This is a genomic window from Micromonospora sp. DT68 (genome assembly GCF_049847245.1).
GTDB lineage: Bacteria > Actinomycetota > Actinomycetes > Mycobacteriales > Micromonosporaceae > Micromonospora > Micromonospora profundi.
The window spans coordinates 344,416-370,394 of record NZ_JBNCNZ010000004.1; the positions used below are offsets into that span (position 1 = coordinate 344,416).

Annotated in this window: 26 protein-coding genes; 9 read left to right on the top strand and 17 right to left on the bottom strand. The window is 70.8% G+C overall.

The features are described from left to right. Window positions 1-21: 21 nt before the first annotated feature. From ACPXB1_RS10180 to ACPXB1_RS10215, 8 genes are all read right to left on the bottom strand, one after another. Window positions 22-918 carry a GNAT family N-acetyltransferase gene (locus ACPXB1_RS10180; protein WP_425735111.1) on the bottom strand — a complete coding sequence of 299 codons (897 nt, stop codon included), beginning with the start codon at window positions 916-918 and terminating at the stop codon, window positions 22-24. Between the two features lies 1 nt (window position 919). Next, the gene (locus ACPXB1_RS10185; RefSeq protein ID WP_425735112.1) at window positions 920-1,333 is read right to left on the bottom strand and encodes a RidA family protein; all 414 of its coding nucleotides are present in this window, start codon (window positions 1,331-1,333) and stop codon (window positions 920-922) included. A gap of 105 nt (window positions 1,334-1,438) precedes the next feature. Then, window positions 1,439-2,446 (bottom strand): LacI family DNA-binding transcriptional regulator, encoded by a 1,008-nt coding sequence (locus ACPXB1_RS10190; protein WP_425735113.1) that lies wholly within the window; start codon window positions 2,444-2,446, stop codon window positions 1,439-1,441. Between the two features lie 22 nt (window positions 2,447-2,468). Further along, window positions 2,469-3,848 carry a GH1 family beta-glucosidase gene (locus ACPXB1_RS10195; RefSeq protein WP_355589662.1) on the bottom strand — a complete coding sequence of 460 codons (1,380 nt, stop codon included), beginning with the start codon at window positions 3,846-3,848 and terminating at the stop codon, window positions 2,469-2,471. Next, window positions 3,845-4,678, bottom strand: coding sequence for a carbohydrate ABC transporter permease (locus ACPXB1_RS10200; RefSeq protein ID WP_355589660.1), 834 nt, complete (start codon window positions 4,676-4,678; stop codon window positions 3,845-3,847). Before ACPXB1_RS10200 ends, ACPXB1_RS10195 begins: the two co-directional genes overlap by 4 nt. Then, complete coding sequence (locus tag ACPXB1_RS10205; protein WP_425735114.1) at window positions 4,675-5,670, bottom strand: carbohydrate ABC transporter permease; 996 nt, start codon at window positions 5,668-5,670, stop codon at window positions 4,675-4,677. The genes ACPXB1_RS10200 and ACPXB1_RS10205 overlap by 4 nt, the downstream gene beginning before the upstream one ends. A gap of 69 nt (window positions 5,671-5,739) precedes the next feature. Further along, on the bottom strand, window positions 5,740-7,047 hold the full coding sequence (locus ACPXB1_RS10210) for an ABC transporter substrate-binding protein (RefSeq protein WP_355589656.1): 1,308 nt from the start codon (window positions 7,045-7,047) through the stop codon (window positions 5,740-5,742). A gap of 192 nt (window positions 7,048-7,239) precedes the next feature. Then, window positions 7,240-8,001, bottom strand: coding sequence for a maleylpyruvate isomerase family mycothiol-dependent enzyme (locus ACPXB1_RS10215; protein WP_355589654.1), 762 nt, complete (start codon window positions 7,999-8,001; stop codon window positions 7,240-7,242). 69 nt (window positions 8,002-8,070) lie between these two features. Here ACPXB1_RS10215 and ACPXB1_RS10220 point away from each other — a divergent pair, with 69 nt between their 5' ends. Then, window positions 8,071-9,153 carry a UDP-N-acetylmuramate dehydrogenase gene (locus ACPXB1_RS10220; RefSeq protein WP_355589652.1) on the top strand — a complete coding sequence of 361 codons (1,083 nt, stop codon included), beginning with the start codon at window positions 8,071-8,073 and terminating at the stop codon, window positions 9,151-9,153. A 26-nt stretch (window positions 9,154-9,179) separates the two neighbouring features. Here ACPXB1_RS10220 and ACPXB1_RS10225 read toward each other — a convergent pair whose 3' ends face one another. Together ACPXB1_RS10225 and ACPXB1_RS10230 are read right to left on the bottom strand one after the other, a co-directional pair. Then, window positions 9,180-9,971 (bottom strand): class I SAM-dependent methyltransferase, encoded by a 792-nt coding sequence (locus ACPXB1_RS10225; RefSeq protein ID WP_355589650.1) that lies wholly within the window; start codon window positions 9,969-9,971, stop codon window positions 9,180-9,182. A gap of 25 nt (window positions 9,972-9,996) precedes the next feature. Next, the gene (locus tag ACPXB1_RS10230; RefSeq protein ID WP_355589648.1) at window positions 9,997-10,764 is read right to left on the bottom strand and encodes an SDR family oxidoreductase; all 768 of its coding nucleotides are present in this window, start codon (window positions 10,762-10,764) and stop codon (window positions 9,997-9,999) included. Between the two features lie 194 nt (window positions 10,765-10,958). On the opposite strand from ACPXB1_RS10230, the gene mshA reads away from it, so the two are divergent. The 3 genes from mshA (at window position 10,959) to ACPXB1_RS10245 (ending at window position 14,139) form a co-directional block, all read left to right on the top strand. After that, the gene (gene mshA, locus ACPXB1_RS10235) at window positions 10,959-12,323 is read left to right on the top strand and encodes a D-inositol-3-phosphate glycosyltransferase (protein WP_355589646.1); all 1,365 of its coding nucleotides are present in this window, start codon (window positions 10,959-10,961) and stop codon (window positions 12,321-12,323) included. A gap of 57 nt (window positions 12,324-12,380) precedes the next feature. After that, entirely contained in the window at window positions 12,381-12,896 is a 516-nt protein-coding gene (locus tag ACPXB1_RS10240) for a YbjN domain-containing protein (protein WP_355589644.1), read from the top strand. Window positions 12,897-13,275: 379 nt separating this feature from the next. After that, entirely contained in the window at window positions 13,276-14,139 is an 864-nt protein-coding gene (locus ACPXB1_RS10245) for a hypothetical protein (protein WP_425735151.1), read from the top strand. Window positions 14,140-14,525: 386 nt separating this feature from the next. Here ACPXB1_RS10245 and ACPXB1_RS10250 read toward each other — a convergent pair whose 3' ends face one another. Together ACPXB1_RS10250 and ACPXB1_RS10255 are read right to left on the bottom strand one after the other, a co-directional pair. Then, window positions 14,526-15,803: an MFS transporter gene (locus ACPXB1_RS10250; protein WP_425735115.1), complete on the bottom strand. Its 1,278-nt coding sequence runs from the start codon at window positions 15,801-15,803 to the stop codon at window positions 14,526-14,528. A 108-nt stretch (window positions 15,804-15,911) separates the two neighbouring features. Then, a complete protein-coding gene (locus ACPXB1_RS10255) occupies window positions 15,912-17,192 on the bottom strand; it encodes an MDR family MFS transporter (RefSeq protein ID WP_425735116.1) in 1,281 nt (426 codons plus the stop codon). Between the two features lie 153 nt (window positions 17,193-17,345). Between ACPXB1_RS10255 and ACPXB1_RS10260 the strand changes: the two genes are divergently transcribed. After that, entirely contained in the window at window positions 17,346-18,113 is a 768-nt protein-coding gene (locus ACPXB1_RS10260; RefSeq protein WP_355589636.1) for a phosphoglyceromutase, read from the top strand. Window positions 18,114-18,173: 60 nt separating this feature from the next. Here ACPXB1_RS10260 and phoU read toward each other — a convergent pair whose 3' ends face one another. Then, complete coding sequence (gene phoU / locus ACPXB1_RS10265) at window positions 18,174-18,827, bottom strand: phosphate signaling complex protein PhoU (protein ID WP_053655002.1); 654 nt, start codon at window positions 18,825-18,827, stop codon at window positions 18,174-18,176. Between the two features lie 203 nt (window positions 18,828-19,030). On the opposite strand from phoU, the gene ACPXB1_RS10270 reads away from it, so the two are divergent. Both ACPXB1_RS10270 and ACPXB1_RS10275 read left to right on the top strand, forming a co-directional pair. Beyond that, complete coding sequence (locus ACPXB1_RS10270; RefSeq protein ID WP_355589634.1) at window positions 19,031-20,314, top strand: sensor histidine kinase; 1,284 nt, start codon at window positions 19,031-19,033, stop codon at window positions 20,312-20,314. Between the two features lie 22 nt (window positions 20,315-20,336). Beyond that, complete coding sequence (locus ACPXB1_RS10275) at window positions 20,337-21,020, top strand: response regulator transcription factor (protein WP_053654192.1); 684 nt, start codon at window positions 20,337-20,339, stop codon at window positions 21,018-21,020. 31 nt (window positions 21,021-21,051) lie between these two features. Here ACPXB1_RS10275 and ACPXB1_RS10280 read toward each other — a convergent pair whose 3' ends face one another. Continuing rightward, window positions 21,052-21,852, bottom strand: a complete 801-nt coding sequence (locus ACPXB1_RS10280) for a hypothetical protein (protein ID WP_355590368.1) — start codon at window positions 21,850-21,852, stop codon at window positions 21,052-21,054. A gap of 80 nt (window positions 21,853-21,932) precedes the next feature. On the opposite strand from ACPXB1_RS10280, the gene ACPXB1_RS10285 reads away from it, so the two are divergent. Further along, window positions 21,933-22,877 carry a Ppx/GppA phosphatase family protein gene (locus ACPXB1_RS10285; protein ID WP_355589632.1) on the top strand — a complete coding sequence of 315 codons (945 nt, stop codon included), beginning with the start codon at window positions 21,933-21,935 and terminating at the stop codon, window positions 22,875-22,877. Window positions 22,878-22,952: 75 nt separating this feature from the next. Beyond that, window positions 22,953-23,759 (top strand): sugar phosphate isomerase/epimerase family protein, encoded by an 807-nt coding sequence (locus tag ACPXB1_RS10290; RefSeq protein WP_355589630.1) that lies wholly within the window; start codon window positions 22,953-22,955, stop codon window positions 23,757-23,759. A 49-nt stretch (window positions 23,760-23,808) separates the two neighbouring features. Here the strand turns inward: ACPXB1_RS10290 and ACPXB1_RS10295 are convergent, their stop codons facing one another. The 3 genes from ACPXB1_RS10295 to ACPXB1_RS10305 are packed head-to-tail and all read right to left on the bottom strand — an operon-like array spanning window position 23,809 to window position 25,856. Next, entirely contained in the window at window positions 23,809-24,396 is a 588-nt protein-coding gene (locus tag ACPXB1_RS10295; protein WP_355589628.1) for a CGNR zinc finger domain-containing protein, read from the bottom strand. Window positions 24,397-24,415: 19 nt separating this feature from the next. Beyond that, a complete protein-coding gene (locus ACPXB1_RS10300; protein WP_355589626.1) occupies window positions 24,416-25,582 on the bottom strand; it encodes a glutathionylspermidine synthase family protein in 1,167 nt (388 codons plus the stop codon). 1 nt (window position 25,583) lies between these two features. After that, window positions 25,584-25,856 (bottom strand): hypothetical protein, encoded by a 273-nt coding sequence (locus tag ACPXB1_RS10305; protein ID WP_355589624.1) that lies wholly within the window; start codon window positions 25,854-25,856, stop codon window positions 25,584-25,586. Between the last annotated feature and the right edge of the window lie 123 nt (window positions 25,857-25,979).

A 25,979-nucleotide genomic window follows, 5' to 3' on the forward strand; every position in this document is an offset into this window, starting at 1 on the left:
GCCCGGCCGCCGCACCCGACGTCAGATCAGGTCGGCAAGGCAGGACCACTGGGCCGCGACCGGCCGGTAACCCAACCGGGCGTTGATCGCCAGCATCGGCGCGTTCGCCTCGTCGTTCGACGTGTACGCCACACGGACGCCCGCAGCGGCGGCCAGGTGCAGCGCCGCCGTCTTGGCCAGCCGGGCAAGCCCTCGACCCCGGTACACCGGGACACTAGCGGTGAAGTCCGACCACATCCGGTCACCGTCCCGCTTCACCAGACTGAAGGCGGCCACCTCGCCGTCGACCTCGGCGGCAGTGCTGGCCATCTTGTCCAGCCCGACGTTGTCCCACACGTCGTACTGCCAGCTCTGGTAGCTCATCGCGTCCACCGGCACGTCGCCCGGTTCGTCGACGGCCGCCGCCACGTCCGCCGCGTAGATCAGATGCGGGTCCACCTCGGCGATCGGGCGCAGGCGTACCCCCGGAGGTGGGTCGGGAAGCGCGGGCAGCGAGTCGAGGTCGAGTGCCGAGTACCGCATCTCCCGGCTCGGCTCGAAGCCGTGCCGGCGGGCGAAGGGCAGCGCCTCCGGCTGCGCCCAGGCCCGGACCCGGCGGACGCCCAGCGGGACGAGGTGCCCGGTCGCGGCGGCCAGCAGCGCGGTGCCGATGCCGCGCCGCCGGTGCCCGGGGTGGACGTGCAGCAGGTTGATGTTGCCGAAGTTCGCCGTTGACGTCGAGTTGTCGCGCTCAGCGGTCACCCAGCCGACCACCTGGCCGTCGACCTCGGCCACCAGGGCGGTCCAGCCCGGGGTGGGCGGTGGCTCGGCGATCATCTTGCGGGTGGACTCGACCCCGCGCACCAGGTACGGGTAGACCGTCGCCCGCAGCGCCACCACGGTCGGTGCGTCGTCCGGCTGCGCCACGCGGATCCGCACGTCAGGCCCCCGTCCGTACGGCGGCGACGGCCTCGACCTCGACGAGCTGGTCGGTGTAGCCGAGCACGGCGACCCCCAGCAGGGTGCTTGGCGGGTCGTGGTCGCCGAAGCGGTCCCGCACGACCTCCCAGGCGGTCACCAGATCCGCCTGCCGGGAGGACGCCACGTAGACGGTGGTCTTGACCACGTCGGTGAGGGCGGCGCCGGCTGCCGCGAGTGCGGCCTCCAGGTTCGCCATCACCTGCCGCGCCTGCGCCGCGTGGTCACCGGGCGCGACGGTACGCCCGTCGGCGTCCAGCGGGCACGCGCCGGCGGTGAACACCAGCCGGGCGGGCGACTCGACGGTGGCCGCGTACGCGTACTCGGCGACGCGGGAGAGAGCGGGGACGTGCAGCAGCGCGACGGCATCCGGCATGTCGGCGAGGCTAGCGAGGATCGAGCACCAGAGCGATGGATTAACCGCTCTGTCGACCCCGGTCGCAGGCGGTTGTGCGGATCTTGGGGTGCGGTGGGCGGGCGGTCAGGCCGATTCGCGCAGGATCAGCTCGGTGGGGAGCATGATCGCCTGCTCGATGGTCTCGCCGGCGGCCAGCCGGAGCAGCTGCCGGGTCATCTGGCGACCGATCTCCACAATGGGCTGCCGGACGGTGGTCAGCGGCGGCTCGGTGTACGCGGCGGTCTCGATGTCGTCGAAACCGACCACCGCCACGTCCTCCGGCACCTGCCGCCCGGCCTCGCGAAGCGTCCGCAGGGCCGCGTGCGCCATCAGGTCGGAGGCGGCGAACACGGCGTCCATGTCGGGGTGCTCGCTGAGCAGCCGGCGCGTGGCCTCCGCACCGGATTCCCTTGTGAAGTCACCGACGGCGATCAGCTCGGGCAGGCCGGCGGCGGCGACCGTCTCCCGGTAGCCGCGGAGCCGTTCGATGCCGGCGACCATGTCCTGTGGGCCGGCGATCGTGGCGATCCGCCGCCGACCGCTGTCGATCAGGTGGCGTACGGCTGCGGTGACGCCACCGACGTGGTCGACGTCCACGTACGGCACCGGCACGTCGCCGAGCGGTCGGCCGCTGCACACCACCGGGATGCCGAGCCGGGCCAGCGTCCCGGGCAGCGGATCGGCGCCGTGCAGCGAGGCGAAGAGCACCCCGTCGACGTGCCGGCCGGTGGTGAACCGTTCGACCCGGTGGTGCCCGGCGGGGGAGCCGGCAAGCATCAGCACGAGCTGCTTGTCGGCGGTCTCCAACTCCTGGCTGACGCCGCGGATGATGCCGGGAAACACCTGGTCGTCGGAGAAGACCCGGGTGGCCGCCTCCGGCATGACAAGCGCGATCGAGTCGGTGCGTTGGGTGACCAGGCTGCGGGCGGCCAGGTTGGGCACGTACCCCAGTTCGGCGACGGCCCGGTTGACGGCCTCCCGGATGGGCTCGGCGACGGTGGTGGAGCCGTTGACCACCCGGGAGACGGTGGCCCGGGACACACCGGCCCGTGCCGCCACCGCTTCCAACGTCGGCCGTTGCGCCGTCGTCATCGCGACTCCCCACCCCCGCTCGTCACAGCCCGTTCCGGGAGATCACCTCCTGGTACCACCGGGCGCTGGCCTTCGGTGTGCGCCGCTGGGTCAGGTAGTCGACGTGCACGATCCCGAACCGCTTGCGGTAGCCCTCCGCCCACTCGAAGTTGTCCAGGAATGACCATACGAGATAACCGCGCAGGTCCACGCCCCGGGAGATCGCTTCGTGAGCGGCGCGCAGGTGCCCGTCGAGGTACGCGATCCGGTCGGTGTCGATCACCTGCCCAGGCCCACCGGCCTGCTCGACGCCTGGCTTGTCGGGAAACGCCGCGCCGTTCTCGGTGATGAGCAGTGGCACCCCGGGATAGTCGGTGGCGATCCGTTCGAGGAGACGGGTCAGTCCGGCGGGCTCGATCATCCAACCCATGTCGGTGAGCGGCCCGGTCGGCGGCAGGAAGTGCACAGCGCCCTCGGTGCCCGGGTACGCGGGGTTGCCCTCGCCGTCGGGCCGGCCGGCGACGTAGCCGGGCTGGTAGTAGTTGATCCCGAGCAGGTCGATCGGGGCGGCGATCAGCTTCTCGTCGCCGTCGCGGATGAACGTCGGCTCGACGATGCGGGCCACATGCTCCCGTACGTCGTCCGGGTAGCCGCCGGCCAGCAACGGGTCCAGGAAGATCCGGTTGTGCAGGCCGTCGACCAGGCGGACCGCTGCGGCGTCGGCAGCGCTCTGCGGATCCGCCGGCCGCACGTCGGCCGGATTGAGCGTGATGCCGACGCTGCGTGCCCCGGCCGACCGCAGCGCCCGCGCCGCCAGGCCGTGCCCGAGCAGCAGATGGTGTACGGCGGTGAACGCCGCCGCCGGGTCCTGTTCACCCGGAGCGTGCACACCGTTGCCGTAGCCGAGGTACGCCGAGCACCACGGCTCGTTGAGCGTGGTCCACACGTCCACCCGGTCGCCGAGGCGGCCGTACACGGCTGTGGCGTACGTGGCGAAGTGCTCGGCGGTGTCCCGGTTGGTCCAGCCACCACGGTCGCCGAGGGACTGCGGCAGGTCCCAGTGGTAGAGAGTGATGATCGGATCGATTCCCCGGGCGAGGAGGGTGTCGGTCAGCCGGTCGTAGAAGTCCAGCCCGCGCGTGTTGACCGGGCCGGTGCCGTCGGGCTGGATCCGGGGCCAGGCGACCGAGAACCGGTACGCCCGCAATCCCAGCTCGGCCATGATCGCCACGTCGTCGGCGTACCGGTGGTAGTGGTCGCAGGCGACGTCGCCGGTGTGGCCCTGGTAAACCTTGCCGGGTGTGCGGCTGAAGGTGTCCCAGATGGACGGGCCGCGTCCGTCGTCGTGGGCCGCGCCCTCGATCTGGTACGCGGCGGTGGCCGCTCCCCAGAGGAAATGCTCGGGAAATCGGAGTTCGTTCACGCCTTGACCGCACCTTCCATGATCCCACCGATGATCTGCCGCCCGAACAGCACGAAGACCAGCAGTAGGGGCAGCGTCGCGATGGCCGTCCCGGTGAACACCTGCGACATGTCCTGGTAGTAGCCGTCCGACAGCGCTCGCAGGGAGAGCTGCACGGTGGGGTTCGCCGGGTCGTTCAGCACAGCGTACGGCCACAGGAAGTCGTTCCAGGTGGTCATGAACGTGAGCAGACCGAGGACGGCGGCGGCCGGGCGCAGCGCGGGCACCACCACGTGCCACCAGATCCGGGCGGTCCCGCAGCCGTCCATCCGGGCCGCCTCGATCAGTTCGTCGCTGATCGCCTGGCCGGCGTACTGCCGCATCATGAACACCCCGAACCCGGTGACAAGCACCGGGACGATCACGGCGGGCAGCCGGTCGTTCCACTGGAGCTTGCTCATGAGCATGTAGAGCGGAATCACGCCGAGCTGGGTCGGCACCATCATCGTCGCGATGATCACCAGCAGCAGCGCGTTGCGACCCCGGAACCGCAGTTTCGCGAAGGCGAAGCCGGCCAGGCTGGAGAAGAACACCACGGAGACGGTCACGGTGGTGGCCACGACCGTCGAGTTGATCAGGCCGGTAAGGAAGTAAGCGTCGGCGTTGTCGAAGAGGCGGGAGATGTTGGCGCCGAGGTTGCCGCCGGGGGTGATCGGTGGCGGCAGTTGGCCCATCGCGTCGTTCGTGCGGCTGGCGACGACGAACATCCACCAGATCGGAAAGACCGACAGGCCGGCGGCGACCACGAGGGCCAGGTAGGTGAGCGGGCTGGCCCGCCAGAGGCGGCTCATCGGTTGACTCCCTTCCGGGCGCCCGGCCGGGAACCGCCCAGCCGGCGCAGCACCAGCACGTTGACGGCCGCGACGACAGCGATGAGCGCGAAGAGCAGCCAGGCGACGGCCGACCCGTACCCGAAGTTGTAGTGCGGCGCGAATGCGTTCTCGAACATGTACATGGTCAGCGTCTGCGACTCCCGCAGTGGCCCACCGCGGATCGGGTTGGTGCCGGAGTTGAACATCCGGGGCTCCGTGAAGAGCTGCAACCCGCCGATGGTGGCGATGATGGTGCAGAAGAGGATCGTCGGTTTGAGCATCGGCACGGTGACCGACCAGAACTGTCGGGCCCGGCTGGCGCCGTCGATCGCCGCCGCCTCGTACAGGTCGCGGGGGATGGCCTGCATCGCGGCCAGGAGGATCAGCGCGTTGTAGCCGGTCCATCGCCAGTCGACCATTGTGGAGATGGCCACCCAGGAGGCGAGCCGGTTGGATTTCCACTCGATCGCGTCCACGCCGACCAGGTCGAGCACCCAGTTGATCATGCCGAACTCGCGGCCGAAGAGCACTCCGAACACGATCGCCACGGCCGCCGTGGAGGTGACGTTCGGGACGAGCACCGCCATCCGCCAGCCGGTACGCCCGCGCAGCCCCCGGTTCAGCAGGTTGGCCAGCCAGAGCGCGGCGAGCAACTGCGGAACGGTGGAGATCACGAAGATGCCCATCGTGTTGACGAGTGCGTGCCAGAAGTCGGCGTCGGCGAGCAGTTGGGTGTAGTTCTCCGCGCCGACGAACGGGTGGTCGGTGCCGAGCAGGTCCCAGTCGTGCAGCGAAACCCAGAAGGTGTACACCAGCGGGTAGGCCCCGAAGACCGCGAAGAGCAGGAAGAACGGGGCAATGTAGAGGTACGGCGAGTAGCGGGTGTCGAGCCGGCTGAGCCGACCCGTCGATCGGCGGCGGGGCCCGGCTGCCGGTACGGCCGGCGGGCGGGCGTCGAGCTGGACGGTCATGCCCGGGAACTCCTTTCGCCGTGCGTGCGGGCCTCCGGTGCCGGAGACCCGCACACACGCTCGTTCGGGCTACTTGGCGGCGGCCTTCTTGGCGTTGTTCACCGCGTCCGTCCAGCCCTGCGCCGGGCTGCGCTGACCCAGTTCCACGGTCCGCACGGCGTTCTCCACCTCGGTGCGTACGGCCTGGTTCTTGGGCCCCATGTAGACAGGCTTGAGGCTCTTCGCGCCCGCGCCGAAGATCGTGCCGATGGGCGCTCCGGAGAAGTACGTGTTGCTCGCGCCGGAGATCGCCGGGTCGTCGAGCGCCTGCGGCGAGGAGGGCAGCGGACCCTTGGCCTTGAACGCGCCGATCTGGCCCTTGGCGCTGGTCAGGAACTTGGCAAGCGCGATCGCCTCGGCCTGGTGCTTGCTCTGCTTGGGCACGGCGAGGTGCGAGCCGCCCCAGTTCCCGCCGTTGCCGGGCACCTTGGCGATGTCCCACTTGCCCTGGGCGCCGGCGCCGGCGTTGCTCTCGATGACCCCGGTCATCCAGGCGGGGCAGGCGATTGTGGCGAACTTCGACTGCTTGAAGGCGGACACCCACTCCTCGGACCAGGAGCCGTACTTGCCGGAGAGGCCCGAGTCGACGATGTCCATAGTGGTGTCCCAGGCCTGCCGGATGGCCGGGTTGCTGTCGACGACCAGGTTGTCGCTGGTGTCGTAGTAGCTGTAGCCGGTGGTGTTGCCTGCGGTCTGAAGCAGGATGGTGTTGAACGTGTTGGTGGCCGCGTCGAGGAAGGACGCCCCGGTCTTGGCCGCGACGAACTTCTCGCCGGTGGCGATGTAGTCCTGCCAGGTCGGCCACAGCTTGGAGACGGCGTCGCGCTCGGTGGGCAGGCCGGCCTTCTCGAACAGGTCCTTGCGGTAGCACATGGCGATGCCGCCGACGTCGGTGCCGAGGCCGATGAGCTGCTTGCCGTCGGCGGTCAGGCCGGCGTTCCACTTCCACTCCAGGAAGTTGCCCTTGAGGTCGGCGGCGCCGTGGTCCAGCAGGTTGACGAAGTTGTTGGGGTTCGCCTTGTACTCGACCATGAGGCCTTCCTCGATGGCCACCACGTCACCGGCGCCTCGGCCGGCGGCGAGCCACTGGGTCAGCTTCGGTGAGTATTCGTCGAGGTTGGTGCCGGTGCCCCGCTCGACGATCTTCACGCCGGGGTTCGCGGCCATGTACTCCTTGTAGAGCTCTTCGTAGCCGAACTGGCCGAAGACGTCGACGGTCAGCGTGATCGGCCCGTCTCCTTCGGCGTCGTCGCCGCCGCCGCAGCCGGCGGTGACGAGGAGGGCGGTGGCGGCGGCGAGGGCCACTGCGGCGAGGCGGCGGCGTGGGAAGACAGCCATGGGATATGGACCTCTCTCAAGGTGGTGAGGTGATGGCGATAGCCAAGAGAGCGCTCTCACGACAGGGTGGTGGGTCCTCGACCCGCTGTCAAGAGAGCGCTCTCTCGATTATCCGAATCGATCCCGACATGCGACGAGGGCGCCACCCCGTCGGGTGACGCCCTCGTCGAGCCGGTTCGGCTCGTTACCAGATCAGCTGGTACGCAAGCCCTCCAACAGCGCGCGATCCCCGGCCACGTCGAGTGTTTCGAAGCTGACCCGGCCCCAGAGCGCCAGCAGCAGGTCGCTCGCGGTGCCGCTGACCTGCGCACGGGCGTGATGGTCGTCGTGGTCGAAGATGGTCGCCGTGTCCAGCAGCGCCACCCCCTCGCCGCGCAGCCGCAGATACCACTGCTGCTCCGCGTCGGTCGACGTCAGCTGCACCACGCCGTGCCAGTCGCCAGGCGTCCGCCGCCGGCCCGCGGGCAGCCAGGTGTCCAGCACCTCGCTCACCCCGTCGGCCGCAAGCTTCGCCTCGATCGGCTCACCGGAGGCGATGGCGAGCTGGGCGTCCCAGCGGTGCACCGCCGTCTCGTGCGCCATCCGGCGTGGCCAGAAGCCCGCCCTCTTCGGCTGCGGCGCCCAGTTCCACGCCGGCGCCTCCGGGTCGAGCCCGTCGAACCGGGTGATCAGCTGGTCGTACCCCTGTTGCCAGAGCTGGAGCGGGCTCACACCCGGCGGCATCTCCGGCCGTTCCGGGCGCGGCGGCGGCGCGCTCGTCTCGCCCGACCCGACGAACGAACCCACCCAGAGGTAGATGCCGGCGAGGTGCAGAGTGAGATCACCGACCGTCCAGCCGGGACAGGACAGCACGGGTGTCTCCGGCGGCGCCTCGGCGACCGCCGCAGCGAAGGCCGGACCCTCGGTCCGGAGTGCCCCAATCCAGAAATCCTTGCTGCCCTGCAGTCTGCTCATCGCCATCCTCCCGGGGGTGCCGAGCGACCAATGGGTGCTGCGGCTGCACATCAGCCTAAGGTGAGATACGTGTCAGACGCCTATGCCCAGCCGACAACCGAAACCGATCGTGCCATCCCGGTTCCACTGGCCCACCACACCACGCTGCGGATGGGCGGGCCGGCCAGGCGAATCGTAGCGGCGGAGGACGCCGACGAACTCGTCCGGGCGGTCCAGGACGCGGGCGAACCGGTCCTGGTCCTGGCCGGCGGCAGCAACGTGGTGATCGGTGACGCCGGCTTCCCCGGCACCGTCGTGCTTGTGCGCTCCCGGGGCCTGCGGGTCGTCGCCGAGGACACCGAAACCGTCACCGTACGCGTCGAAGCCGGCGAGCCGTGGGACGACCTGGTCGCCGCCACAGTCGCCAACGGCTGGTCCGGCCTGGAATGCCTCTCCGGCATCCCTGGCGCGACAGGGGCCACCCCGATCCAGAACGTCGGCGCGTACGGCCAGGAGGTCGCCGAGACGATCACCGGGGTCGAGGTGTACGACCGCGCCGAGGGCACCCGCCAGATGATCCCGGCCGGCGAATGCGGCTTCGCCTACCGGGGCAGCATCTTCAAGTACCAGGACCGCTGGATCGTGCTGTCGGTCGACTTCCGGCTCACCCGGTCACCGCTCTCCGGCCCGGTGCGCTACGCCGAGTTGGCCCGGGCGCTCGGTGTCGAGGTGGGCGACCAGGTGCCGCTTGCCGACGCTCGGGCAGCGGTGCTGCGACTGCGCGCCGGTAAGGGCATGGTGCTCGACGCGGCCGACCCGGACACCCGCTCGGTCGGCTCCTTCTTCACCAACCCGGTGCTCGACCGGGCGACGTACGAGCTGCTCCGGGAACGCGCCACCGACCTGGGCGAACCACCGGCCTGGCCCGGACGCGACGACACCGTAAAGGTGAGCGCCGCCTGGCTGATCGACAAGGCGGGCTTCGAGAAGGGGCACCCCGGCCCGGGTGGTGTCGCCATCTCCGGCAAGCACACCCTCGCCCTCACCAACCGCAGCGGCACCGCCAGCACCAGCGACCTGCTCACCCTGGCCGGCACCATCCGCGATGCGGTGCACGCCCGCTTCGGCGTGACACTGCACCCCGAACCGGTCCTCATCAACTGCGCCTTCTGACAACCGCGTCTCGGCGTGGCCGGCCGTCAGCCGGGCGGTGGCCAGGGGAGGGTCAGCTCGCCGTGGCGCCATCGGCGCGGGCCGTGCAGGACGGGCCAGCCCGTCTCCCGCAACTGGGCCACGGCCCGCAGCCACCGTTGACGCGGCCCGAACGGCGCATAGGGGGCGGCGGCACGCCAGGCGTCGTCCAACGCGCCGATCAGGTCGTACACCGGCTCACCGGGGACGTTTCGGTGGATCAACGCCTTGGGCAGTCGTTCGGCCAGCTCGGCGGGGCTGCCCAGGGTCGTGAGTTTCGCGGCCAGTGTCAGCGTCTGCGGGCCCTCGGCGTCGATCAGCAGCCAGCTCGCGAGCCGGCCCAGCTCGTCACAGGTGCCCTCGACGAGCGCGCCGCCAGGGGCGAGGGCGTCGGCCATCGTCCGCCACGCCTCGGGCACCTCGCGCTCGTCGTACTGTCGCAGGACGTTGAACGCGCGGACCAGCACCGGCCGCAGCCCGGCCAGCTCGAAGCCACCCCGGGCGAAGGTCAGGCCCGGCGGGTCGGCGGCCGGTGTCGCGGCTGCCACCCGGGCCGGATCGATCTCCAGCCCGACCAGGCGTACGTCCGGACGGACGCCTGCGGCCAACCGTGCCCGCAGCTCCACGGCGGTCACCGCTGTGGCGCCGAAGCCGAGATCGACCACGAGCGGGTCGGCCGCAGCCCGCAGCCGGTCGGCACAGGTGGCCACGATCCAGTTGTCCACCCGGCGGAGCCGGTTCGGGTTCGTGGTGCCCCGGGTGACGACGCCGAGCGGCCGGCGTCGCGCCGTCCCGCTCATCGTGACCTCCCGACGACCGTGCGCCTCACGGGTTGACGCGGTGCACCTTGTGCTGCGCGGCCTGCGCCCGCGGCCGGACCACCAGCCGATCCACGTTCACATGCTCGGGTCGGGTGGCGCACCAGGCGATGCAGTCCGCCACGTCCTCGGCGACAAGCGGATCCGGAACACCTGCGTAGACGGCTGCCGCCCGGTCCGCGTCGCCCTCGAAACGGACCAGCCCGAACTCGTCGGTCTTCACCATCCCCGGGTCGATCTCGATCACCCGCAGCGGCCGGCCGCACAGCTCCAGCCGCAGCGTTCCCGCGATGGCGGTCTGCGCGTGCTTCGCCGCTGTGTAGCCGCCACCGCCCTCGTACACGGTCAGCCCGGCAGTGGAGGAGACCACCACGATGGTCCCCGAGCCGGACGCCTCCAGCGCCGGCAGCAGCGCCTGGGTCACCCGCAGCGTGCCGAGCACGTTCACGTCGTACATCCACTGCCAGTCGGCGACGGAGCCGGACTCCACCGGGTCCAGACCGCGCGCGCCGCCGGCGTTGTTGACAAGCAGGGTGACCGGCCCAGGTGCCCGCGCCGCCGCCTCGGCGAGCCCGGCCACCGACTCGTCCGAGGTGACGTCGCAGGTCACTGCGGTTGCCTGACCGCCGGCGGCAGTGATCTCGGCGACCAGACCGGTGAGTCGGTCGGTGCGGCGGGCGGCGGCGAGCACGTGGAAACCGTCGGCGGCGAGGCGGCGGGCGGTGGCCGCCCCGATCCCGCTGGACGCTCCGGTGACGATGGCGACAGCTGTCATCCGGTCATTGTCGCGCGCCCGTCCGCTCCGCTCCGGTCCGGCGTCGACACGGGCGCCGTGATGAGGTCCGTCACGCCCAGGGCCCGTGCCGACGAATTTCCATGGTCGGGTGGGGAAGATGACATCCGGCGTACAGGTTGACCGAGATGCGCCGGTCGTGCGAGACGACGTTGGCCGTGGCAGAGGGAGCGGACGTGGCGGAAGTGCACACCGGTGTCGGTCGTCAGCGAGGTGCTCGACCGTGGCCCCGGCCGCGTCGCATCGCCACCCTGTCCGTACACACCTCCCCACTGCACCAGCCCGGCACGGGCGACGCCGGCGGGATGAACGTCTACATCCTGGAGGTCGCCAGGCGGCTCGCCGAGGCCAACGTCGAGGTGGAGATCTTCACCCGAGCGACCTCCGGTGACCTGCCCCCGGTGACCGAGATGGCCCCCGGTGTGCAGGTCCGGCACATCACCTCCGGCCCCCTGGAAGGGCTCACCAAGGAGGAACTGCCCGGCCAGCTCTGCGCCTTCACCGCAGGGGTGCTGCGCGCCGAGGCGTCCCGGCCGCCCGGCCACTACGACCTGATCCACTCCCACTACTGGCTCTCCGGGCAGGTCGGCTGGCTGGCCAAGGAACGCTGGGGAGTGCCGCTGGTGCACACCGCGCACACCCTGGCGAAGGTCAAGAACGCCCAGTTGGCGGCCGGTGACCGGCCGGAGCCCAAGGCCCGGGTGATCGGCGAGGAGCAGGTGGTCGCGGAGGCGGACCGTCTCGTCGCAAACACCCGCGTGGAGGCCCGCGACCTGGTCGAGCGGTACGACGCCGACCCCGGTCAGGTCGCCGTCGTGCAGCCCGGCGTCGACCTGGCACGGTTCCGGCCCGTTCCCGGCGACCGGCACACGGCAGCTCAGGCCGCCCGTCGCCGTCTCGGGCTGCCCGTCGACGGGTACCTGGTGGCCTTCGTCGGCCGGATCCAGCCGCTGAAGGCGCCGGACGTGCTGATCCGCGCGGTCGCCGCGCTGCGCGAGCGTGACCCGGCCCTCGCCGACCAGGTGACTGTCGCGATCTGCGGAGGGCCCAGCGGCAGCGGTCTGGACCGGCCGACGGCACTGATCGAGCTGGCCGCCACGCTGGGGGTCAGCGACCGGATCCGCTTCCTGCCGCCGCGGACCGGCGACGACCTGCCGGCCCTGTACCGGGCCGCCGACCTGGTCGCGGTGCCGTCGCACAACGAATCCTTCGGGCTGGTCGCGCTCGAGGCACAGGCCTGCGGTACGCCGGTGCTGGCCGCCGCCGTCGGCGGGCTGGTCACCGCCGTACGGGACCAGGTGAGCGGGGTGCTCATCGACGGGCACGACCCGGTGAACTGGGCACGCGCTCTGGCCCGCCTGCTTCCCGATCGGGCCCGCAGGGCGGTGCTCGGCCGGGGCGCCGAACAGCACGCCCGGAACTTCTCCTGGGACCGCACGGTCTCGGGCCTGCTCGACGTGTACGGCGAGGCGGTCGCCGCGCGCCGCGCACGGCTCGCCGCCGACCTGGCGGGCGATCCGGCGCTGTCCTGCTCCTGGTGATCGAGGGCACCGGCTCTCGTCGGGTGCGCCGACCCGACCGGTCGTAGAGTGGGTGCGGTGAGCCCGAAAAGCGATCTCGCGTCCCTGATCGAGTCGGTGTGCGCCGAGCGTGACCTGGCCTGGGAGTCGACAGGCCCCGGGTCGTACGCGGTGACACTGCCGGGCACCCACAAGCTCAAGACGATCTGCAACCTGATCGTCGGGGAGCACGCGCTGCGGATCGAGGCGTTCGTGATGCGCCAGCCCGACGAACGGCGCGAGGAACTGTGGGCCTGGCTGTTGCAGCGCAACGCCCGGATGTACGGCGTCTCGTTCTCCACCGACAAGGTCGGCGACGTGTATCTCACCGGGCGGGTCAACCCGGCCGGCGTGGACGCCGACGAGTTGGACCGGCTGCTCGGCGCGGTGCTCACGTACTCCGACGAGTCGTTCGACACGATGCTGGAGATCGGCTTCGGCAGCTCGATCCGGCGCGAGTACGAGTGGCGGGTCAAGCGCGGCGAGTCGACAGCGAACCTGGCCGCCTTCGCCCACCTCTTCGAACCGTCCGGCACCGGTCCCGACCCGGCCTGACGCCCGTTTCCGCCCAGCCTGACCCCGTTTCGGCCCGGCCTGACGACCCGGATTCCAGTCGGTCGGATGTCTGTGGTTCGGACTGCTCCTGACGGGTATGCCGCACCGCGCGGTACGGCACAGGGACCCCCGCGCGCCGAGGACGGAGTGTCGAGGAGCGGAGCATCCCATGGCTCAGCGGAACAGCTCAGGTCGCGGCGGGACTGCGACAAGGACCAAACGGCAGGCCGGCAACCAGACGCCGAATACTCCAGGGGTCTCCGAATCGGAGATCTCTCAGATGCGGGTGGACGACATCCGGGGCCAGTTGCGCAAACGCGGGATCTCCGGGATCTCCGCACTGCGCAAGCCCGACCTTGTGAAACAGTTGGTGCGCTCGCTGCGATCCGAACGCGGTGGCGCGGCCCGGCGCAGCACCGGCCCGGCTGGTCGGGCCACCGGCAGCAGGGCGTCGGCCGGTCGGGCCGCCGCGACGAAGAAGTCGGCTTCGAGGGCGGCGCCCAGTCGCGCCAAGGCCGCGCCGGCCAACAAGAGCGCTCCCGCGAAGCGGGCCGCCGCCAAGAAGACGACCGCCGCGCGGAAGTCGACGACGGCGCGTACCACGACTGCCGCGCGTAAGCCGGCGGCACGTACCACTGCTGCGGCGCGCAAGCCGGCGGCACGTACCACTGCTGCTGCCGCGTCGAAGCCGGCGGCGGCGCGCAAGACGGCCCCGGCAAGGAAGTCCGCCGGAGCCACGTCGACCGCCAGGGCGAAGACGTCCTCGGCCCGTACCGCGCGTAAGGCACCGGCGCGACCGGCGGCCAAGCGTGCGGCGCCCGCGAAGCGTGCTGCCGCGAGCCGTCCGGCCGGCGGCGGTACGGCGGCCGGTGGCATCCGGACCGGACGGGGCACCGGGCGGTCGGTCCGCAGCTCGCAGGTGATCTCGTCGATCGCGGACCGGCCGGAGCGCCCGGGGCGCAGCCTGATCACCGCGAACCACGAGGTGATCCAGCGCTGGGCACGGGAGCGGGGCGCGAAGCCGGCCACCATCGCCGGCACCGAGCGGGACGGTCGGGCGGGTGTGTTGACCTTCAACATCCCCGGCTACCGCGAGAGCAGCAAGATTCGCGAGATCACCTGGGACCAGTGGTTCCACACCTTCGACCTGCGCCGGCTGAACCTGATCTATCAGGAGCAGATGCGCGACGGCCGGCAGAGCAACTTCTTCCGGACCGAGTCACCCGATCGGGAAGACGGCTGAGGTGTTTGCGGGAATGCCCGAGGGGTATGCGGCGGTTGCCAGAGACGGTGACCCCCAACTGGGGGATACCCGCCAGTTGTGACGGGCGAGACACCCAGTTGGGTTGAATCCGGAATCCGGGCGAACTAGCTTTATTGCACCGCGTCGCGCTTGGAAACGTTCGGGGGAGCGGCGGATCGATCAGGTCCGTGCACCAGGCGAGATGCGAGGAACGGGTGGATCTACCGTTGGGGGACGGTGCCCACCTGTTTGGACCGGCGGCGTGAGCGGGCGATGCTTACGGGGGTGAGTGTTGCCCGCCGCCGCCGGCCCCACCGGCGGGCGCCCACCATGACCTTCGGGACATGGTGGGCGCTTTGCGTGTTTCGTACCCCCGTTCGGGGAGGTCACCCGGCCGGCGCGTGGTCCACGGCCGGAGCCGGCTCCCGGCCGGCGGCCCGGCGCAGCGCGGCGACGTGCCGCTCCCGGGGCGGCCCGGCCAGCAGGTGCCCGAGTGCGGCAAGCAGGCCCAGCCCGCCCACGATCAGCCAGTGCCCGTCGCCGAGGTGTTGCAGGCTCACCCCGCCCAGCGTGGGTGCGACGAACGCCGCCGCCGGGAACGTCAGGTAGAAGACCGACTGATACCGGGCGCGAAGCTGCGGTGGCGCCAGATCCGCGTTGATCTGCGCGTTGGGCGGGGCGGCGAGCATCGAGCCGACCGTCCAGACGACAGCGGCGGCCAGGTAGACACCCAGCACGTCGGCCACGGCCAGCACACCGAAACCGACAGCGAGCAGGGCGGTCGAGACCGCAAGGACGACGTCCTTGCGGTGCCTGTCGATCAGCCGGGGCACGAACAGTTGCCCCAGCACGATCAGCGCGCCACCCAGGGCCACCACCAGCCCGTACGCCGATGGGCCGAGGCCGTCCGCGCGCATCGCCAGCGGCATGATCGTCGAGGTTTGCATGGTGAGTACGGCCAGCACGAAGGTGAGCCCGACGAAGACCAGGAAGGTCCGGTCGATGAGCGCGGTACGCAGGCCGGGACGCCGGGCTGCCGTGGCCGGTGGTCGGAGGTCGACGCTCGGGGCGGCCCGTCGCAGGGTCTCCGGAACCTTCCAGGCGATGACGACGGCTGCGGTAAGCGTGGCGCCCGCGTCGACCAGGAACAGTGCTGTGAAGCTGGCCTCGGCCAGGACCCCGGCGAGCAGCGACGCCACCGCCATGCCCAGGTTGAACGCCCAGAACTGGAGGTTGAACGCACGCGAGCGGCGCTGCGCGGGGACCACGTCGACGATCGCCGCGACGAACGCCGGGCTGGGCATCGAGTGCACCACGCCTACCAGCGCGGACAGCACCGCGATCAGCAGCAGGGGCCGGCTGAAGGCCAGCGCCACCATCAGGGCGGTGGTGGCCAGGTGGGCGGCGAGCAGGGTGGACCGTCGGCCCCACCGGTCGGCAAGCACCCCGCCGAGCAGCACGCCTGCCGCCCCGCCCGCTCCGTACGCCCCGACCACTGTCCCGGCCAGCGACTCGCTGGCGCCCCGCGCGTCGGTGAGATAGAGCGACAGGAAGAGCATGGCGAACGCGCCGGCCCGGTTGATGAGCAGGCCGGCCCAGAGATACCAGAAGGTGGCGGGAAGCCCGCCCGCGGCGTCGTTCCACAAGCGTCGAAGGGCGTGCACCCAACCTCCCGACAGTTCAGTTTCCTAACCGTTTCCCTGGGACGGTAGGAAGTCGGGTCCGTTCGCGCCAGCCGTACTGCTGATCATGGGCGATTCGTCACAGCGCGGTCAGGCCGTCGCCTCGGCAGGCTGTGCTGCCGGTCGGGCGTCGGCAGGCACCAGCCCTGCCCCGGAACGGCGCAACGCGTCGGCCCGTCGTTCCCGGGCCGGGCCGGACACCAGGTGGGCCACCGCCGTCAGCACACCGAGCGCGGCGCAGCCGAGCCAGAGCGCGGAGTTGCCGGCGTGCTCGCGTACCAGACCACCGAGGACCGGCGCGCTGGCTCCGGCGATCTGCCAGGAGAGCCCGAACACGCCCTGGTAGCGCCCACGTAGCGCGGCCGGGGACAACTCGGCGATCAGGGTCGCGTTGGACGGCGAGTTGAGCATCTCGCCGACCGTCCAGATCAGCACGGTCAGTCCGTAGAACCAGGCGGAGCCGGCGAACGCGGTAAGCCCGAAACCGACCCCCATCACGACGGCCGACAGCGCGAGCACGTGCGAGCGGCTGCGGCCCCGGATCAGCCTGGGCACGAAGAGCTGGCCAACGACGATCAGGACGCCGTTGAGCGCGATCACCGAGCCGAAGGTGGCCGGGCTCAGGCCGGAGTCGCCCATGGCGATCGGCAGCATCGAGATGTGCTGGAGGAAGACGAGCGCGGCGAACAGGTTCAGCACCACGAAGCCGAGGAAGACCCGGTCGGCGAGGATCGTGCGCAGCGCACCACGAGGTGCCTTGGCGGTCGTGACGACCGGGCCGGCGTTGCGGGTCTCCGGCACCCGGATGAAGATGATCAGTGCGGTGATCAGCATGGTGGCCGCGTCGACCATGAACAGCAGCAGGTAGTCGGCCTGCGCCGCGAGACCGGCGAGGATGGCGGCGCAGGCGAAGCCCAGGTTGATCGCCCAGTAGTTGAGCGAGAAGGCGCGTAGCCGGTCCTTCGCCGGCACCACGTCGATCATCATGGCGCCGAACGCGGGCCGGGCCGCCTCGGCGAACATGCCGAGCAGCAGCGCGCCGAGTGCCACGGCCCAGAGGTCCCGGGCCAGGCCGAGGGCGATCATCATGGCGGCCGCGCCGACGTGCGCGGTGAACAGCGTCGGGCGGCGACCCCACCGGTCGGCAAGGGTGCCGCCGACTGTGGTGCCGACCGCGCCACCGACGCCCCACAGGCCGAGCACCAGGCCGGCCTGGGAGGCGGAGAAGCCGCGTTCCTGGGTCAGGTAGATGGCGAGGAAGATGAGGACGAACGAGCCGAGCCTGTTGATCAGGGTGCCGGTCCACAGGTACCAGAAGGTGGTGGGGAGGCCGCCGGTGGTGTCCCGGAACCAGTTCCGCATCGTCAACACGTCGTGCCCCCGCTTGCAAGTAATGACCGAAGTGACCGTAGCGCCTTACGACCCTAGTGGTGGCCCGATCGACAGGTCACCCGCTTTTTCACGTGGTGGTCGTCACGACGGGTGCCCGCGTGTCCCGTACCGGGTTGAGGCAGGATGATCCGCATGACTGCGAGCGAGGGGCCCACCATCGGGACGCTGGTCCTGCTGCGGCACGGCGAGAGCGACTGGAACGCCAAGAACCTCTTCACCGGCTGGGTCGACGTCGACCTGACCGAGAAGGGCGAGGGCGAGGCGAGGCGCGGCGGCGAGCTGCTTCGCGAACACGACCTGCTGCCGGACGTCGTCCACACCAGTGTGATGCGCCGGGCGATCCGTACCGCCGAGCTGGCGCTGAACGCCGCCGACCGGCACTGGATCGCGGTGCGCAGGTCGTGGCGGCTCAACGAGCGGCACTACGGCGCACTCCAGGGCAAGAACAAGAAGCAGACCCTTGACGAGTACGGCGAGGAGCAGTTCATGCTCTGGCGCCGGTCGTACGACACCCCGCCGCCGCCGATCGCCGACGACGACGAGTGGTCGCAGGTGGGCGACCCGCGGTACGCGCTGCTGCCGACCGAGCTGATGCCGCGTACCGAGTGCCTCAAGGACGTCGTGGAGCGGATGCTTCCCTACTGGTACGACTCGATCGTGCCGGACATCCTGGCCGGCCGGACGGTGCTGGTGGCCGCGCACGGCAACTCGCTGCGCGCCCTGGTCAAGCACCTCGACCAGATCTCCGACGAGGCGATCGCCAAGCTCAACATCCCGACCGGCATCCCGCTGCGCTACGACCTCGACCCGCAGCTGCGCCCGCTCACCCTGGGCGGCACCTACCTCGACCCCACGGCAGCGAAGGCAGCCGCCGCGGCGGTCGCGAACCAGGGCCGCTAAGAAGTTAGGAAGGGCCCCTTGTTATGCAAAAAGCGATAACAAGGGGCCCTTCCTTGCACTTCAGCTGGCGGTGGGGGCGCTTTCTCCGGTGATCAGGTAGATCACGTGTTCGCCGGCGTTCACCGCGTGGTCGGCGAAGCGCTCGTAGAAGCGGCCCAGCAGGGTGGCGTCGATGGCGGTCTCCACCCCGTACGGCCAGTCGTCGCCGAGCAGCACCGAGAACAGGCTCTTGTGCAGCTCGTCCATGGCGTCGTCGTCACGGTCCAGCTCGCTGGCGAGGTCGACGTCGGGCTTGGCGAGCACCGAACCGATCTTCACCGCCATCCGGTCGGCGATGTCGGCCATCTCGGTGAAGATCGCCCGCAGTTCGGCCGGCACGGCAGGCGACGGGTGCCGGCGCAGCGCTGTCTTGGCCACGTGGTCGGCGAGGTCGCCCATCCGCTCCAGATCGGCCGCCACGTGCAGAGCGGTGATCATGGCGCGCAGGTCGGAGGCGACCGGCGCCTGCCGGGCGAGCAGGTCACACACCCGCTCCTCGACGTGCCGGTAGAGGTCGTCGATCTCGGCGTCCCGCTCGATGACCGTCTCGGCGGCCTGCCGATCGGCGGTGAGCAGGGCGCGGGTGGCCTGGCGCATGGCGGCGCGGACGCCCTCCGCCATGTCCACAAGCAGTTGGCTGACGATCTGAAGGTCGGCCCGGAACTCGTCGCGCATCATCACGTCCTGTGGTCGTCGCCGCCGACGGCTGTCGGCGCAGGGGGCTGAGCAGGTGCGACGCCAACGGTAGGCGGCGTTGACGGATCCCGGATGAACCACGATGAACGACGCCGGACCGGCGGGTGAACAGTTTCGAAAGTGAGGGTGGTTCGTCCCGTTCTGCGTGGTAGCCAGGTTAACAATGACCCTACGATCGCCGGGTGGAGTGGGCAGTGGCGATCGTGGTGGCAGTGGCGTTGGCGGCCGGACTGGTCGCCGGCCTCCTGCTGCCCCGGTTCCTGCCGGCGGGCGACGCCCGCACCAGATCGACGGGCGGCGTGAGCTCCCGATGGACCAGGGGGAGGCCCGCGATAGCCGACGAACAGCAGACCGGGCTCGGCCGGCGGACGATCGATTCGCTCCGAGCCGGTGTCGTGGTCCTGGACAACGACGACGTGCCTGTGCTGATCAACCCGGCTGCCCGCGCGATGGGGCTGCTGCGTACCGGCAGCACCCCGGGCTCGATCGCCGCGCACCCGCTGATCCGTACCCTCGCCGGTCAGGTGCGGCGCACCGGCGTGCGCCGCGAGATCGAGCTGGACCTGCCCCGGGGCCGCGACAGCGCGGGGGAGAACCCGCTCGGCGTGCACCTGCGGGCCATGGGCATCGGCAACGGCTTCATCGCTGTGGAAGCGGTCGACGTTACCGAGTCGCACCGGCTGACCCGGGTACGTCGTGACTTCGTGGCCAACGTGAGCCACGAGCTGAAGACCCCCATCGGGGCGCTCCAACTGCTCGCCGAAGCGCTGCTGGACGCCACCGAACCCGCCGACGCCGCGGTGCCCGACCTCTCCGAGGACCTGGTGGCCGCCCGTCGGTTCGCCGAACGGATCCAGCACGAGTCGACCCGGCTGGGCCGGCTGGTGCAGGAGTTGCTGGAACTGACCCGATTGCAGGGCGCCGAGCCGCAGCCTCCTCCGGAGCCTGTCGCGCTCGACTGGGTGATCGCCGAGGTGGTGGACCGGACGCGCACCACGGCCGCCGCCCGCGGCGTCGAGGTGACGGTGGACGGCGAGCGCGGCCTCACCGCGTACGGCAGCGACGCCCAGCTCGCCACGGCCGTGGCGAACCTCGTGGAGAACGCCATCAACTATTCGGGGGAGGACACCACTGTGCGGGTCACCCTTCGCGGCGGCGACGAGCACGTCGAGATCGCGGTCGCCGACCAGGGCATCGGAATCGCCCCCACCGACGTGGACCGGGTGTTCGAGCGGTTCTACCGGGCCGACCAGGCACGCTCACGTGCCACCGGCGGCACCGGGCTCGGCCTGGCCATCGTGAAACACATCGCGAGCAACCATGGCGGTCGGGTGGAGGTGTCGAGCACTCTTGGAGGTGGATCGACGTTCACCCTCCGGTTGCCCGTCAGCCCACCGGACGACCTGCTGGCGACACTGCCACCGGCTGGGATCGAGGCCGGTCCGGCCGAGCTTCGGCAGGTCTGACAGCAATGAAAGGAACCCCCCGTTGAGCCGCGTTCTGGTGGTCGAGGACGAGGAGTCGTTCTCCGACGCCCTGTCGTACATGCTCCGCAAGGAAGGCTTCGAGGTCTCGGTCGCCGCGACCGGCACCGACGCCCTCACCGAATTCGACCGGACCGGCGCTGACATCGTCCTGCTCGACCTGATGTTGCCCGAGATGTCGGGGACTGAGGTGTGTCGGCAGCTCCGACAGCGTTCGGCGGTGCCGATCATCATGGTCACCGCGAGGGACAGCGAGATCGACAAGGTGGTCGGCCTGGAGATCGGTGCCGACGACTACGTCACCAAGCCGTACTCGCCCCGGGAACTGGTCGCCCGGATCCGGGCGGTGCTGCGACGGCAGAGCCCGGAGGTGGCCGAGTCCGGCGCCCCGACGCTGGCCGCCGGCCCGGTGCGGATGGACATCGAGCGGCACGTGGTCACCGTCGAGGGCGGGAACGTGCAGCTGCCGTTGAAGGAGTTCGAGCTGCTGGAGCTGCTGCTGCGCAACGCGGGTCGGGTGCTGACCCGGGGCCAGCTCATCGACCGGGTCTGGGGTGCCGACTACGTCGGTGACACCAAGACGCTCGACGTGCACGTCAAGCGGCTGCGCTCCAAGATCGAGCCGGAGCCGTCCGCGCCGCGTTTCATCGTCACCGTGCGAGGGCTGGGCTACAAGTTCGAGCCGTGATCGGATGGTAGCGACGACCTTGCTACCAAGATCAGCTGGGATCGTCGGCGGGGTGCGGGGCGATCATGCCCTGCTTCACCCGGGCCGCGCACAGCTCGGCCAGCCGCTCGTACGCCGCCGCCCCGATGAGCGCTGTCAACTCGGGCCCGTACGACAGGTACATCGGCTCAGCGCCGACGTGCGCATCCGTCGAGGAGGTGCACCACCAGTCCAGGTCGTGCCCGCCGGCGCCCCAGCCCCGCCGATCGAACTCGGCAAGCGTGGAGACCAGCACCTTTGTGGTGTCCGGCCGCTTGACCCAGTCCTGGTCGCGCCGGATCGGCAACTGCCAGCAGACGTCCGGCTTGTATTCCAACGGGTGCACGCCGTCGCGGAGCGCCTGACCGTGCAGGGCGCAGCCACCGCCACCGGGAAAATCGGCGTCGTTGAGGAAGACGCACGGCCCCTCCGCGCCCTGGGTGGCGGTGCGGCGGGCCGGGTTCTTGCCGTCGATCGTGTCCTCGTCGGTCCAGCTCTTGAAGCCACGCCGGAAGTGCTGCCAGGTCGCCGGGGTGAGCCGCTTGACGGCGCTGCGGACGCGCTTCTCGTCGTCCGAGTCGGTGAAGAACGCCCCGTGCGAGCAGCAGCCGTCGGCGGACCGGCCGGCGATGATGCCGTGGCAGCCCCGGCCGAAGATGCAGGTCCAGCGGGACAGAAGCCAGGTCAGGTCGGCGCGGATCAGGTGGTTGTCGTCCGCCGGGTCGGCGAACTCGATCCACTCCCGGGGAAAGTCCAGCGGCACCTCGCGGCTACGCGGGTCGCCCGGATCGTCCACCAGCACGCGGAGCTCCATCGTCACCCGGACCAGCGTACGCCCGGTCTCGGCCACGGGCCGCCGAGCCGCGCAAACGTGTTGCCCCTAGTGTCTTCACCATGCGACTGGGTGTCCTCGACGTCGGATCCAACACCGTGCACCTGCTGGTTGTCGACGCGCACCACGGTGCGCACCCCTGGCCGGCGCATTCGGAGAAGGTGGTGCTGCGCCTCGCCGAGCAGCTCGGCCCCGACGGCGCGCTGACCGAGGCGGGCGCGGACAGCCTGGTCAAGGCGGTCGGCATGGCCAGGGCAGCGGCCACCGGCCTGGAGGCCGCCGACCTGATCGCGTTCGCCACCTCCGCGGTCCGTGACGCCACGAATGCCGCCGACGTCCTGGCCCGGGTCCGCGACGAGACCGGCGTACGCCTGGAGGTGCTCTCCGGCGCGGACGAGGCGCGGTTGACCTTCCTGGCGGTGCGGCGCTGGTTCGGTTGGTCGGCGGGGCGGCTGATGGCGCTCGACATCGGCGGCGGCTCCCTGGAGATCGCCGCCGGGATCGACGAGGACCCGGACGTCGCGATCTCGTTGCCGCTCGGGGCCGGCCGGTTGACAAGGGAGCGGCTGCGGGTCGAGCCGGACAGCACGGCGCCGCCGTCCGCCGAGGCCGTCGACGGGCTGCGGGAGTACGTGGACGGCCGGCTGGACAAGGTGGTCGACCAGATGACCCAGGTGGGTTGGGAGCGGACGGCGGCCACCTCGAAGACGTTCCGTACGCTGGCCCGACTCGCCGGTGCGGCACCGTCGGGCGCGGGGCTCTGGGTGTCCCGCCGCCTGACCCGCGCCGGTTTGCGGCAGGTCATCGGCTTCATCAGGCACATCCCGCCGGCTCAGTTGATGGAGTTGGAGGGGGTCAGCGCGGGCCGCGCCCACCAGTTGCTGGCCGGCGCTGTGGTCGCCGAGGCGGTGATGCGCAAGCTGGACCTGGACTCGGTGGACATCTGCCCGTGGGCGTTGCGCGAGGGCGTCATCCTCCGTCGACTCGATCAACTCGAACCGATGTGAGGACGGGTCTGGTTAGGGGTGTTTTGCCGATGCTCGTCCTGATAGTCCCGTGACAACCGGGCTACCCTGGCTGATGTGACTTCCCGCGTTCCCGTCCTCCTGTCCAGCTCGTCAGTCTTTCCCGAACCGACCGCGGCGGCGTTCCAGATGGCCGCGGCGCTCGGCTACGACGGCGTCGAGGTGATGGTCTGGACCGACGTGGTCAGCCAGGACGCGGGGGCGCTGCGCGGCCTCTCCGAGCACTACGGGGTGCCGGTGCTGTCGGTGCACGCGCCGTGCCTGCTCGTCACCCAGCGGGTGTGGAGCCCGGACCCGTGGGAGCGGCTGCGCCGGGCCGCCGAGTTGGCCGAGACGCTGGAGGCACCCACGGTCGTGGTGCACCCCCCGTTCAGTTGGCAGCGCGACTACGCGCGCGGCTTCGTCGACGGGCTGGCCACTGTCGCTGACCAGTTCAGCGGGCTGCACCTCGCCGTGGAGAACATGTACCCGGTGCGGATGGCGGGCCGCCAGTTCGTCCCGTACGTGCCGGGGTGGGATCCCACCGAGGCCGGCTACGCGTCGTACACCCTGGATCTGTCGCACTGCGCGGCCTCGCACAGCGACCCGCTCGAGATGGCCGACCGGATGGGCTCCGGGCTGGTGCACGTGCACCTCGGCGACGGCACCGGCGAGGGTCGTGACGAGCACCTGGTGCCTGGCCGGGGCACCCAGCCCTGCGGGGAGCTGCTCTCCTCGCTGGCCGGGCGGGGCTTCACCGGCTCCGTGGCGGTGGAGGTGGCGACGCGGGGCGCGAAGAGCCGCGCGGTGCGCGAGGCGGACCTGCGCGCCGCGCTGGAGTTCGCTCGCCAGCACCTGAGCACGCCGTCCCCGGTCGACGCCTGAACGCCCGCGCCGGGACCCGGCGCGGGCCCGCCCCGCGCCGGTCGGCGGCCTAGCTGATCCGCGTCAGCGAATCGGCTTTCGCTGTCGGCTGCGGGGCGACCGTCGGCTGCTCGACGATCGCGGCCCGCTTCCGGGCCCGGTGCGCCGCGACGTGCGAGCGGGTGGCGCAGCGCTCCGAGCAGAACCGCCGGCAGCAGTTGGACGACGTGTCCAGGTAGACGTTGCCGCACCGCTCGTCGGCGCAGACGCCGAACCGGGCGCTGCCGTACTCGCAGAGCCACACCGACAGCCCCCAGGCCGCGCCGGCCAGGTATTCCGCGCTTACCGACGCGCCCCGGCTGGTGACGTGCATGTGCCAGTCGCTGGAGTCGTGCCCGGAGATGCGCGGCTGGACCGGGAACGCCTCAAGCAGCGCGTTCAGCTCGGTCACCGCCTGGGCGTCACGCCCCGAGGTGCCGTACTCGAAGACGTCGCGGAGCCGCTTCTGCGCCCGCCGGAAGATCGCGATATCCCGCTCCGCGACCTCGTCGCGCATCCATGCGTTCTCGTCGGGAAAGAGCGCCCTTAGGTCGTCGAGGTCGTCCAGGCGGGCGTTGACCAGGTCAACACCGGTCCGGGCGTACGCGTCGAAGTTCACGCCCTCAAAGGTAGACGACTCACGCGGTACGCGGCGCGTCGATGTAGTGCGGCAGGAACCGCGCGTAACCGTCGGTGATCAGGCTTGCGCTTTCGCGCACCCCGACGCCCGCCGACTCCCCGTCGACGATCCAACTGCCCAGGACCGTCCGGTTACCGTCGAACTGCGGCAACGCCCGGAACTCCTGGTAGCACCAGCCCTCGTCGCCGTAGATCCCCGGATTGGTGATCTCCTCCTCGGCCGTCACGATGCGTACCGAGCCGCCCTCGCGGCCGAGCAGCGGCTTCGCCACGTACTCCCGCATGCCGCGCGGCGAGTCGAGGTACGCCGGAAGCAGGTATTCGTGGCCCGGGTAGAGCTCCCAGAGGACGGCGAGCAGCGCCTTGTTGGACAGCAGCAGCTTCCAGGCCGGCTCGATCCAGGTGGTCGGCGTACCCGGGTCGAGCGCCGGCACCCCGTACGGCTCGGCAAGCATCCACTCCCACGGGTAGAGCTTGAAGCACGTGGTCACCGGGCGGTCGGCGGCGTCGACGAAGCGCCGGCCGTCCCAGCCGATCTTCTGGATGGGTTGCAGCTCGACGTCCAGGCCGGCCTGCCGGGCCGTCTCGGCCAGGTAGCCGGCGGTCATGTGGTCCTCGCCCGACTCCTCCTCGTTCGACCAGAGCACGTGCACACGGCGGTCGTGCAGCCCGGCGCCGATCTTGGCCCAGGCGCCGACCAGCCGCTCGTGCAGGCTGTTCCACTGGTCAAGATCCGGCCGGGTCTCCTCCAGCCAGAACCACTGGATGATGCTCGCCTCGACGAGCGCGGTGGGGGTGTCGGCGTTGTACTCCAACATCTTCGGAGGCCAGGTGCCGTCGTACGCCAGGTCGAAGCGGCCGTAGAGGGTGGGTGGCGCCTCGCGCAGTGACCTGGCCACCGCCTCGGCGGCCCACTGCGGGATGCCGAACTCGGCGTACCGGTGCTTGGCGACCACGTGCTCGGCGGCTGCCACCGACATGCGGTGCAGCTCCTCGGTGGCCTCCTCCAGGCGCAGCACCTCGTCCAGGTCGAACGCGTACGCGGCGGTCTCGTCCCAGTACGACATGATCTCGCCGTCGGGGAGTTCGGTGTCGACGTAGACAAGCCCCTGCTCCCGGATGGTGGCGTCCCAGTCGGGCCGAGGGGTCACGGTCACACGGCGCACGTCAACCTCCGCAGGCGGCGAGGTGGGTGCCGAAGCCGCCGCGCTCGGGCACGGCTGCGGTCGTCGGCTCCGGTGCCGCCCGACCGGCGGCGGCCTGGGGGACCCGCATCGCCAGCGCGACAGTGTCGCCGCCGCCGACAGGCCCGAGGGCGCAGTCGTCGTCATCGTCGTCGTCGGAGGTCATGTTGCAGCCGGAGAGGGCGAGCGCCAGAGCGGTGAGCGCGCCGAGCTGCACGGAGGCCGACCGGAGCCGGCGACGGGGGCGTTGTTCCACGGCATCGTTGTAGCTGATCGATGCCAACAGCGCCGCCCCGCCCCCGGTTGTCAAAGGGGCCCGTTGTAGCACATAAACCCCTAAGTGACATCCGGTCGAGGTGCCCCGGCCGCTGCCCGGCGG